Below are 10,892 nucleotides of genomic sequence, written 5' to 3' on the forward strand. Positions count from 1 at the left end.
ATTAAGTAGATGTACTAGACAAATTTTATTTGAAAATTTGCCGAAACAGAACAAACAAAAAACATGGAATTTTCAGTATTTTTTTAATTATTCCTTCTTCACTTATTCCTTCTTCCTTAGTTAGCTAATTAAGTAGATGTACTAGACAAATTTTATTTGAAAATTTGCCGAAACAGAACAAATAAAAAATATGGAATTTTCAGTATTTTTTTAATTATTCCTTCTTACCGAATTATTAATTATTAAATAATTCTGGTTGAAAGCCTCTCCTTTTCAGAAAAAAAAAAGAAATCATATTTCCCGATCTTCAATCAAGAACGGTTTTAACCAGAGGTAATTATCAATTATCCATTATCCATTAATGAATTCTTCCTTATTTCCAAAAATTTGAGCTAGTTAAAACTTCTATATCTTCCTCATCTAAATCTACTGGTATTCCACTACGAATTAGTTCTGCAAAATCTTCATTTGGCACCATAATACATAACGCATAAAGACGAGTTGAACCAGTATTTTCTATAATATGATTACCTGTTGGTGGCATGAGAATACTATCACCAGCACGAATATTCATAGATTTTCCATCACAGCTTGCTTTTCCTTCTCCTTTGAGAATAAAAAACATTTCTACAGCAAAATGATGTTGATGTAAAGGCGTTTTTCCTCCTACATCAAAAACTTCTAAACATACAGTTAAAGAAGCATTTGCATTGGCGGGACTGAAAATAATTGCTAATTTATTTTTATCATTAGGACTAATACGATATGCTTGGCAATCTTTGGGAGATTTTACCACCGGAATCATGCAATGAGTAATCATTTTTTTATAGGTAATGGTGTTAATTTATTTAGGTAATTATTTATTATTTTGTCAGCATTCAGCTATGAGTTATTAACTCATTATTAGACCGAAGTAGAAATTATTCTCCTTGGAGAATGAAAAGTTACTAAGTATTTGCTTGATTTTTTCAAGAGCTGTTTGCGTAGCATTCCGCAGGAAATGCAAGCTACCTGACTTACATTATTTTCGCTACACTTTGAAGGTTTTAACTTTTACCTTTGGGTAGCACATTTATCAATGGATAATGGATAATTACCTCAATTAAAACCGTAACGGAATTGAATATAAGGAAATATCCTAACACTTTTTTCCCCTAATGCCGGAGGCTTTTAAGCAAGGTATTTAATTAATAATTCATAATTAATAATTATTAATTATTCGGTAAACTTTTTTGATTTACTATAGCACTACCCATATAGGGCGCGGACATTAGTAAATTATGTTTGCGGAGCATTGACCTAGGAAAAGCTCAGTCATAGATTACTTTTAACTTATACGGACGAATGACCATTCGCCCCTACTGAGTTTTAACTTGCGCTATAGCTTCTAAAATTGCCCAAGAATTTGTGACAAACCCAAAACACTGTTTCACATTATAAAGAGTAGCTTGCCAACAATATTCAGGAGAAGTAGTTGCACTACAGTCGGAAACTAAAATGCAGTCATAACCAAGAAAATTTGCATCTTGTAATGTTGCCATTACACACTGGTCTGCATTCACTCCAGCAAACAAGAGAGTTGTTTTGCCAATATTTCGCAAAATGCTGTCAAGGGGGGTATCCCAAAACCCACTCATTCTATATTTACTTACGCGAATATCTGCTGGTTTTTGCTCCAACTCATCCACAACTGCTGCTGCCCAACTTCCTTCTATAAGTACAGGAGCATTATTTTTTGGCAGTGGATCGCCTAAACCTATACCTTTCCCTGTGGGGTTATAGACATGGCGTAACCCAGCGCTGATATTAAGTAAGTCGGGGCGGTTTCCCCAATTTAACCAAATGATCGGAACGTTTTGCGATCGCAATTTTGGTAAAAGATTTATAAGTGGTTGAATAGGATATCTTGCAGGTGTCACATCTACGCCAATGTGAGCTAACCAACCATCGGGATGACAGAAGTCATTTTGCATATCTATCACTAGAATTACTGTTTTAGCTAAATCTAAGTTAATGGTTTTGGTTTCAGTTTTGACAACAATAGGTTTGGGGGGAAGAGGTGGACGAGTAATATCTACATTTGTCTCATCAACTGCCCACGCATTAGGGGGTACACCCAAGGTTTCAAGAGAAGAATTTTGCATAATATTATATTGTTATAACGATACTCAAAACCAAGTGCGCAATTCTGAAGTAACCTGATACCGTTTTACGGAAGTCATGCATCGAGTGCATAATTCTGAAGTCCCCATTTCCTGCGGAAACGCTTCCCGAACAGAATGTAAGACGCACTCAAAACAGTCAAAAGTCAAAAGTTAGATTTTATAGACTCAGAACTTTGACACTACAGCAACTTCAGGAAATTATTTCACACCTTAAAGTTTGAAACTATTTGTGACATCTTTAAAGTGAATTGGTATCAGAATTTAAGATGTACTTAAGACAGTCATTTCAGTTATCAGTTATTAAAAGTAAAATTTCACAGCAATTTCATTCATTGATACTAGAGTATTAAGTTTAGTGGCAAGTGGCCACTCACTCCTATAGCTATATTGATGTATCATTATTTTTTTAATTTGGTATTAAATCAATTTCAAGTAATTATTTCACTTGATATATATCACACTCTTTGTGAAATATTTATGGTATAGCGCTACGCGCTAGGGAATAGGGAATAGTAGACTAATAAAGGGTTTTCCTACGGAATGCTGCGCAAACAGGATTTATAAATGTCAAAAGCCTTAATGCGTAGTGCTATATTAGTTGGTAAATTCATCTCTAAAATCCAGACTATTATCCAGAATAATATAGAAAAATTATCTACTTCCATTTTCCTCGATCGTAGATTTTTAGTTATATAATTTAAGAAAATTTTAATTTCCCTTAATAAATTTTTACATATTAGATTTAGAGATATGAAATTATTTATGATTTTTTTCTAGCTTAAATTGGCAATTTAATTACAAATTCTTTTCCTTGTTGAGTTAGAGAATTGCATTCTAACTTTCCCCTATGCCTTTCTACTATAATTAAATGATTCAGAGACAAGTCTAACCTATTTATTTTATTACCAGTTTTTGCACCTTCAACAACTTCAAAAAGTTTGTCTTTTAGATGTGCGAGCATTCCCAGTCCATTATCAGCTATTACTATTACTACTTCAGAGGATTCAATAACTGAAGTAGTAATAGTAATGCAATTAGGATTTTGCAAAATTTCGTGATAAGTTAGATTTTTTTTATTATTATATTCTTCCAAAGAGTTAATAGCATTTACTAACAAATTAATAAATACTTGATTTAAAGCATGAGGATAACAATTAATCTTAGGTAAATCGCCATAATTTTTAACAATTTCAATCTCTGGACGCTGATGATTAGCTTTCAATCTATGCTGTAAAATTTTCAGGTTACTATCTAGAGCATCATTAATATCAAAAGGAACTTTAGACATACTATCTGCCCTACCAAAACTCCGCAATGATACACTAGTTTCGCTAATCCTATCGCTAGCTAATTTGATAGAAGATAACATTTTAGGTAGTTCTTCAATCAGAAAATCTATATCCATTTTTTCCACATCTTTTTCAATTATTGAGCCAGGGTTAGGAAATTCCTTTTGATATAATTTGATGTGATTAATAATTGCTTGGAGATATGTTTCAGCTAAAGTAATATTTCCCACAACTATACTAACTGGGTTATTAAGTTCATGGGCAATACCAGTAATTAATTCACCAATACTAGACATTTGTTCACTTTTAATCAGTTGAATTTGAGTCTCTTGTAAATTAGCTAAAGATTGAGAAAGTTCGGCAGTTCTTTCCTTTACCCTTTCTTCTAATTCAACTTTGGCTTTTTGCAATTCAACTTCTGCTTTAGTCCGTTCTTTAATCTCCTCTTGTAGACGTATATGTATATTAATTCTCGCTAAAAGTTCTTCCGCCTTAAAAGGTTTAACAATATAGTCTACTGCCCCCAATTTTAGACCTCTGATTTTTTCCTTAGATTCAGAAATAGAAGTCATAAAAATAACTGGAATATTTTTAGTATTTTCTGAAGATTGCAAACGGCGACAAGTTTCAAAACCATTAACTCCTGGCATGAGTACATCTAATAAAATCAAATCTGGTAATCCATCTTTTAGCTTTTCAAACGCCATTTCTCCATCCTCTGCTACTATGACATTAAAGCCAGATATTGTTAATAAATTCGACATCAGTTTAAGATTCATTTCTTGATCGTCCACAATCATAATTGTGTATTCTTTTTTCTGATTCATGGAAACTCCTCTACAGTTCTTGATTAACTAAAATTGATAACTTATTCTAATAATCCTAAATGACTTCTCATAAATATATCTAGATTTACTTGAAGCATAACCAACCTAAATTAACAGCAGGTTGGAGATAACTTATGATAAAGTTAAGCAATAAAGTACACTATCTAAATCTAGCACCTGCACCCAGAAAAAAAATGACAAATAAAATAGAATTTTTATTGCATGATTATTAATTATATTAACATTCTTCTGAAACTAATAGCGATCAAAATTGTCTACAGTGTAATTACGATTTTATTACCTCTTGTATTGAGTGGGAAGACCAAAGAATAAAAATATCAACAATTTCAGCTATTACTAAGCTGGTCATTTCAGTTATCAGTTATCAGTTAACATTTATCAGTACCTCTACCTGTTTGTGCAGCATGACCTAGGAAAGCCAAAGACTTGAAAGACTTAAGTTTGTTTTTTTCATCCCCTTAAAAGAAGAGGCTTAATATCTTATTGTTTGGTTATAAATGAAGTTAACTAACTTTTAAAAGAAGGTAGCACAGCTAAAAGTATAGTAAAATTTATCAAAATAATTGGCTGTAAAAACTCGCCTTTTAAAGTGAAATATTTTTGGAGGGTTGCTCACCTATCCCCATGAAAAAAACAACTTCTGAGTTCTGACTTCTAATTTCGTTAAATCATGTCCTCTGGTATCGAAGCCTATAAACTGTTGGGAAATATCTACTAACACTTAAGCTTTTCCTTGTTTCAAACCTTGTTTATTCTTCCTTCTTTATATCTGACAATAGATATCTTCAGAAAATAAACTTGCTCTTTTTTTAATAGAAACAGGAGAACTAGAAGTAACTCAAAAAAAATCATTTTTCGTACCTTTGCCGTAATAATATTTCCCTGTTTCCTATTATGCGCAAAAAGTCTAGAATCTTGTTCGGAGATGTCTAATAGATCCAAAAATTAAAAATCAAATCAATTATCATCCAAAAATTATCTATTCTTTCTTCCTGTTCCCTATTCCCTTTTTTCTGGAGATGTCTAATATATAATACGGATGCTACCGAACATAATATTACTTACTTTAGCTCTGTTTGTACCATGATTTTTCTTAGCTAATTACCAAAACACCGAAAGATTTAGGAGTCATAACCCATTGCATATAATTATTGAAGGTTGGCGTTTTTTACCCCACTCCTACGCGATCGTCAATCAATTCCAACTACTAGAAATGCTCAAGCGACCCCAACTGCAAATTTACCACCAGGATATGCCTTACATTAGCAAAAGTTGGCAACCTGTCACAGGTTTATTGCCCCAAAATGCAGAAATAGCATTACGCAACATTCCCAACCCAGCACCACAACAACCAGCAGATGCCACATTGCGGATGTATGCTCCCTTTAATCTCAAATCCTCAAAAACCAAGCGCACGGCAACTTTTGGTTCCACTGAGTGGGGCATCGTCACCAAATCTATTATCAAAGGAATGGGTGTAAACTCCTTTGCAGAAGCTCATTCTCAATCAGATACGATTATTATTACTCCCTCCCACTGGTCAAAAGAAGGGCTTATTCGCAGTGGTGCTGAGGAAAGTCGGGTCGCGGTTGTGCCTCACGGTGTCAACCCCAATATTTATCATCCTTTACCAATAGATGAGAGAAATACCCTGCGCCAAAAATTGGGCATTGATAACTGTTTTGTTTTTCTCAACGTTGGGTTGATGTGCAATAGTAGTCAAGGTGTGGGGCGTTTACTCAAAGCATTTGCTACTATTGTTGAGCGTTATCCAGATACTAAACTTATCCTCAAAGGTAGGGATGCTATTTTTCCTTCTAAAGATTCTATTGCTAAAGCTGGGCAAGTTGCACTTACTGATGCAGAGATGGAAAGAATACAATCTAGGATTATTTATTTTGGTCAAACTCTTTCGTTTCTGGAGCTAGCCCAACTTTATCAAATTGCCGATGCTTATGTATCTCCTTATTTAGCGGAAGGATTTAATTTGCCAGTCTTGGAAGCAGCGGCCTGCGGTTTACCAGTAATATGTACAAGAGGTGGCCCCACCGATGATTTTACTCACCCCGACTTTGCCTTAGCAATTGATAGTAAGCTCCAGAGTAATCATACTAAAGATGGGGAAAATCTTTGGTTTGTTCTGCCAGAACAAGACCATCTAATTGAGTTAATGCAAACAATAATTGAAAAAAATTTATTTAGGGAACAGGCCCGTCAAGCAGGCCCTCAATGGGTAGTCCAAAATTTTACTTGGAAGCAGGTGGTAGATAAATTATTGAATTTACTTATACCATCTTTGAAACTTAGTAGACCAATCTTTGAGCCAATAATTCTTTAGTAGGGAGTAGGGGAGTGGGGGAGTGTGGGGAGTGGGGGAAGTGTGGGAAGCACAGAATCTTAACAAACTATAGGGTTGTAAATATTCTCTGACGACAAAGAATTAGTCCTGGGGGAGTAGGGAAGTAATCGTGCTTAATCCCTAGAATTTTATAGGCTTACGCATTAAGGTCTTTGAATTTATAAATCCTGAAAACCTTTGAAAGTCTACTATTGCCTATTCCTATTTTGCGTAGCCCTATAAAAAACATTGGTCTTACTTGACATACTCCCGACGTTGCGCTTACGCAACATAACGATGACGATGACGATGACGATGACGAACCCGGGATTCTTCAGTCAGCAAAAACTGACCACTGTTTTAATAGAGGTGATGTCCTCCCCCTGTGATGACGCTTACAATAACAAAATGTACCTAGCTTGTCAAGGGCTTATGAACGTTTAGCTTATGGAGGTATCCGAATCTTGGCCCTGGCTTTCCTTTATGACGTTCCCCTGCGGGAGAGCGTGGGACTTCCCGCCAGGGAAGTTAACTTATTACTTACAGCCTTTTTTGATCGGTAGACAACAGTAGGGACGTTTCATAGAACCTCCCTACAAGGTTTTGATTGTAACATCAGGTCATCAATCTGAAAAGCACTATAATTTAGGTTTTTCTTCCTTTGGAAGTATTAAAGTTACTACTATAATAATCATACTAGCCTAGCTAGAAAACAAATAAATACCCCTATTTATCTATTGCTATTTCTATAGGGCAACTTCAATTTGAATTGAAAGGTAATATGACTAAAAAATAAGGTTTAAAGCTTCCCTTTGGATAGGGGATGAAAAAAATAAAGCTCAGTATTTCAAGCTTCCTAATTCAAAGGGAGGTACTGATAACTGATAACTGAAAAGACTACTTTTTTTGTCATTAACACCAATCAAAAATCAAAATCAACGTAATTTTAGAGAAAGACTATGCAATCAACAACTACTCAATTAGATACCTCAAATATGGATATGCCAAAATATGGTTTACCAGTAACAATAATTACAGGTTTTCTGGGGAGTGGAAAAACTACTTTACTTAACCATATATTGCAAAATCAACAGGGTGTAAAAACTGCTGTTTTGGTAAATGAATTTGGAGAAATTGGAATTGATAATGAATTAATTGTTTCTACTGATGCAGATGACACAATGGTGGAACTTACTAATGGTTGTGTTTGCTGTACTATTAACGATGATTTGAAAAATGCAGTTTATCAAATTTTAGAAAGACAAGACAAAATTGATTATATGGTGGTAGAAACTACTGGTTTAGCTGACCCATTGCCAGTAGCTTTAACTTTTTTAGGAACTGAGTTACGAGATATGACTCGCCTAGATTCAATTATTACTTTGGTAGATGCTGCTAACTATAGTCTTGATTTGTTTAATAGTCAAGCAGCACATAGTCAAATTGTCTATAGTGATATTATTTTATTAAATAAAACTGACTTGGTTAATGAAGCAGATTTAGATTCATTGGAAGTGAAAATTAGGGATGTTAAAAAAGATGCGAGAATTATGAGAACTAGGGAATCGCAAGTAGCTTTACCGTTAATTCTGAGTGTGGGTTTGTTTGAGTCGGATAAGTATTTTGACGAAATAGAAGCTCATAACCATGACCATGACCATGGCCATGACCATGACCATGACCATGAACATCATCACCATCATGACCATGAACATGACCATGAACATCATCACCATCATGACCATGACCATGACCATGACCATCATCACCATCACGACCATAACCATGAGCATCATCACCATCATTCTGACCACTTAGAAAATGATGGATTTACTTCTATTTCTTTTCAAAGTAATAAGCCTTTTTCTCTTAAGAAATTCCAATATTTTTTGGATAATCAATTACCTGCAAATGTCTTCCGAGCTAAGGGTATTTTATGGTTTCAAGAAAGCTCTTTACGACATATATTTCATTTAAGTGGTAAGCGGTTTAGTATTGTTGATGATGATCAGTGGAAAGAGAATCATAAAAATCAGTTGGTTTTGATTGGTCAAAACTTAGAACATGAAAAGTTGCGAGCGCAATTAGAAGACTGTGTTAGTAATTAATAATTAATAATTGATATGGCACTCAGAACTCAACTTTCAAATCTTTGAAAGCTGAGTTCTGAACCCTAAAAACTGATATAGTAGTCGAAGTAAAGATTAGGAGATTTCTAAATGCTGTTAGCGGAGCTTTTCTGTAAGAAAAACCCTTTGACAGTTTACTATTCCCTATTCCCTATTCCCTATTCCCTATTCCCTATTCCCTAGCGCTATAACTGAAATGCGAGTTGTTATCCAAAGGGTTAATTTTTCTCAGGTAAAAGTAAATGGAGAAATTGTCGGCAAAATTGGCAAAGGATTAAATTTGCTTGTTGGTATTGCCACGACTGATACAGAAAATGAAATAAATTGGATGGTGCGTAAATGTTTAGATATGCGTTTATTTCCTGACCCAAATAGTGATAATAACCGTTGGGAAAAATCTGTCAAAGATATAAATGGTGAATTATTAATAGTTAGTCAATTTACTCTCTATGGAGACTGTCGTAAAGGTCGTCGCCCATCTTTTGATAATTCCGCATCTCCTGAATTTGCTAAACAACTTTATCAGTTATTTGTAGAGCAATTAAAATTGAGTGGTTTAAAAGTAGAAACTGGTATTTTTGGAGCAATGATGCAAGTTGAAATTGAGAATGATGGTCCGGTAACTTTATTATTAGAAAGATAAGCAACTAATAAATTATTCTGATAAGTTAAGAATCTAGTCACTATCTCAAATAAGGGAAACAAAAAAAGTGAGTTATCTAATATGCAGCCTGATAATTACCAATGGATATTTGATAATTGATAATTAATCAATCCGACTTTATTGCCTCTCCTGATAATTACTATATAAGCATTTTCTGGGAAATACTTAGATTACTATAAATAAAATTTCTGGTTTGACGAACTAAGATATAGGTATTTCCACACTATTCTTGCTCAAATATATAGGACGCAATTAATGTTATACTTAAGTAAGTAATGGTACTGCCCAATTAATAGATATCAGATTGATATCATAAATTGTCGTTTTATAGGCTTCCAGTCTGTAAAAATTTAGTTAATATAATATTAGAGTTTTAAAAAAGGAAAGCTATGGGATTCTTTGATTCAGAAGTAGTTCAACAAGAAGCCAAAAAATTATTTGAAGATTATCAATCCTTAATTAACCTAGGAAGTGATTACGGCAAATTTGACCGAGAAGGTAAAAAGATGTATATCGATCAAATGGAAGCTATGATGGATAGATACCGTATTTTTATGAAACGATTTGAATTATCGGAAGATTTCATGGCTCAAATGACTATGGAACAACTCAAGACTCAGTTAAATCAATTCGGTATTACTCCTCAACAAATGTTCGATCAAATGCATATAACCTTAGAAAGAATGAAATCAGAATTGGAAAAACAGTCCTGATTTAATTAAGATAAATAACCGCTTATTAATCGCAATTTAATATGCTCGGCAAACTATACAAAGAAGTTAGGAAGAAAGCTGCTTACTTTCTTGATTTAATCTTGAGAAATAAGTAGTTTTATTCTACTCATAATGTTTATTTATGGTTGGCTGCAAAATTACTAAGTGTCAGGAAAAGAAACAGGGAAAAATTTGCACTCCTTCAACCTTATTACTTCAAAAAGTGGATTAGTGCTTGATAGTATGAAAGCCTATTTAACTTTTTTAATCTTTCATATTTCTCAAAATTTTAACTTATTAAAGTTTCAAATTCATCAAAATAATTGACTAATTATAGCTTGCTGATTAAATCTAAAAGCATTGATATATAAAGAATTTAGCCTTGGCGTGTTCTCTAAAAGTGCAATGTTTTTGCTCCCCTAAGCTTAGAATGTGAGGATTTTGACCAGACAAGGGCGGAAAAATTGAGGGACAAAATGTCCGACTATATCTTATGTAATTTCTATTAGACCTAGGCGTGAAAAAGATATAGATTTTTTGTTTATAGTAGAGAACAGGGAACACTTATAGCAGTTTTCATGTTTTTTAGAGTACAGAGATTTGGGTTTAAAGGAAGAAGGCTCATATTATCTAGGAGAGAAGTAAGAAGTAATGCAAGTCATGAAGTGAAAACCGCTATAACTGGGAACAGTTCATTAATTGATAATTGATAATTGATAATTGATAATTGATAATTGATAATTGAT

The 10,892-nt window shown here is 33.7% G+C and carries 8 protein-coding genes; 5 read left to right on the forward strand and 3 right to left on the reverse strand.

Annotation, left to right across the window (positions count from 1 at the left end; all coding sequences use genetic code 11):
• Window positions 1–373: 373 nt before the first annotated feature.
• Together ACP6PK_RS14045 and ACP6PK_RS14050 are read right to left on the reverse strand one after the other, a co-directional pair.
• Window positions 374–820 carry a cupin domain-containing protein gene (locus ACP6PK_RS14045; protein WP_426560133.1) on the reverse strand — a complete coding sequence of 149 codons (447 nt, stop codon included), beginning with the start codon at window positions 818–820 and terminating at the stop codon, window positions 374–376.
• A 538-nt stretch (window positions 821–1,358) separates the two neighbouring features.
• Window positions 1,359–2,144, reverse strand: a complete 786-nt coding sequence (locus tag ACP6PK_RS14050) for a cysteine hydrolase family protein (RefSeq protein ID WP_426560134.1) — start codon at window positions 2,142–2,144, stop codon at window positions 1,359–1,361.
• A gap of 585 nt (window positions 2,145–2,729) precedes the next feature.
• Here ACP6PK_RS14050 and ACP6PK_RS14055 point away from each other — a divergent pair.
• On the forward strand, window positions 2,730–2,861 hold the full coding sequence (locus ACP6PK_RS14055; RefSeq protein WP_426560135.1) for a hypothetical protein: 132 nt from the start codon (window positions 2,730–2,732) through the stop codon (window positions 2,859–2,861).
• 82 nt (window positions 2,862–2,943) lie between these two features.
• Here ACP6PK_RS14055 and ACP6PK_RS14060 read toward each other — a convergent pair whose 3' ends face one another.
• Window positions 2,944–4,281 (reverse strand): response regulator, encoded by a 1,338-nt coding sequence (locus ACP6PK_RS14060; RefSeq protein WP_426560136.1) that lies wholly within the window; start codon window positions 4,279–4,281, stop codon window positions 2,944–2,946.
• A gap of 1,159 nt (window positions 4,282–5,440) precedes the next feature.
• On the opposite strand from ACP6PK_RS14060, the gene ACP6PK_RS14065 reads away from it, so the two are divergent.
• The 4 genes from ACP6PK_RS14065 to ACP6PK_RS14080 all read left to right on the forward strand — a co-directional run bounded on the left by ACP6PK_RS14065 (window position 5,441) and on the right by ACP6PK_RS14080 (window position 10,146).
• Window positions 5,441–6,640, forward strand: a complete 1,200-nt coding sequence (locus ACP6PK_RS14065; protein ID WP_426560137.1) for a glycosyltransferase — start codon at window positions 5,441–5,443, stop codon at window positions 6,638–6,640.
• A 959-nt stretch (window positions 6,641–7,599) separates the two neighbouring features.
• Window positions 7,600–8,748, forward strand: coding sequence for a CobW family GTP-binding protein (locus tag ACP6PK_RS14070; RefSeq protein WP_426560138.1), 1,149 nt, complete (start codon window positions 7,600–7,602; stop codon window positions 8,746–8,748).
• Window positions 8,749–8,965: 217 nt separating this feature from the next.
• Window positions 8,966–9,412, forward strand: a complete 447-nt coding sequence (dtd, locus tag ACP6PK_RS14075; protein ID WP_094671755.1) for a D-aminoacyl-tRNA deacylase — start codon at window positions 8,966–8,968, stop codon at window positions 9,410–9,412.
• A 410-nt stretch (window positions 9,413–9,822) separates the two neighbouring features.
• Window positions 9,823–10,146, forward strand: coding sequence for a DUF1825 family protein (locus tag ACP6PK_RS14080; RefSeq protein ID WP_426560139.1), 324 nt, complete (start codon window positions 9,823–9,825; stop codon window positions 10,144–10,146).
• The last annotated feature ends 746 nt before the right edge of the window (window positions 10,147–10,892 follow it).

It is taken from the genome of Dapis hubbardiae BLCC-M172 (genome assembly GCF_050016015.1).
In the GTDB taxonomy this organism is placed as follows: Bacteria; Cyanobacteriota; Cyanobacteriia; order Cyanobacteriales; family Microcoleaceae; genus Trichodesmium.

Bases quoted from the DNA above. Each gene is read 5' to 3' on its own strand.
- ACP6PK_RS14080 (WP_426560139.1), top strand. From the start codon at position 9,823: ATGGGATTCTTTGATTCAGAAGTAGTTCAACAAGAAGCCAAAAAATTA.
- ACP6PK_RS14045 (WP_426560133.1), bottom strand. From the start codon at position 820: ATGATTACTCATTGCATGATTCCGGTGGTAAAATCTCCCAAAGATTGC.
- ACP6PK_RS14055 (WP_426560135.1), top strand. From the start codon at position 2,730: ATGTCAAAAGCCTTAATGCGTAGTGCTATATTAGTTGGTAAATTCATC.
- ACP6PK_RS14070 (WP_426560138.1), top strand. From the start codon at position 7,600: ATGCAATCAACAACTACTCAATTAGATACCTCAAATATGGATATGCCA.
- ACP6PK_RS14060 (WP_426560136.1), bottom strand. From the start codon at position 4,281: ATGAATCAGAAAAAAGAATACACAATTATGATTGTGGACGATCAAGAA.
- ACP6PK_RS14050 (WP_426560134.1), bottom strand. From the start codon at position 2,144: ATGCAAAATTCTTCTCTTGAAACCTTGGGTGTACCCCCTAATGCGTGG.
- dtd (WP_094671755.1), top strand. From the start codon at position 8,966: ATGCGAGTTGTTATCCAAAGGGTTAATTTTTCTCAGGTAAAAGTAAAT.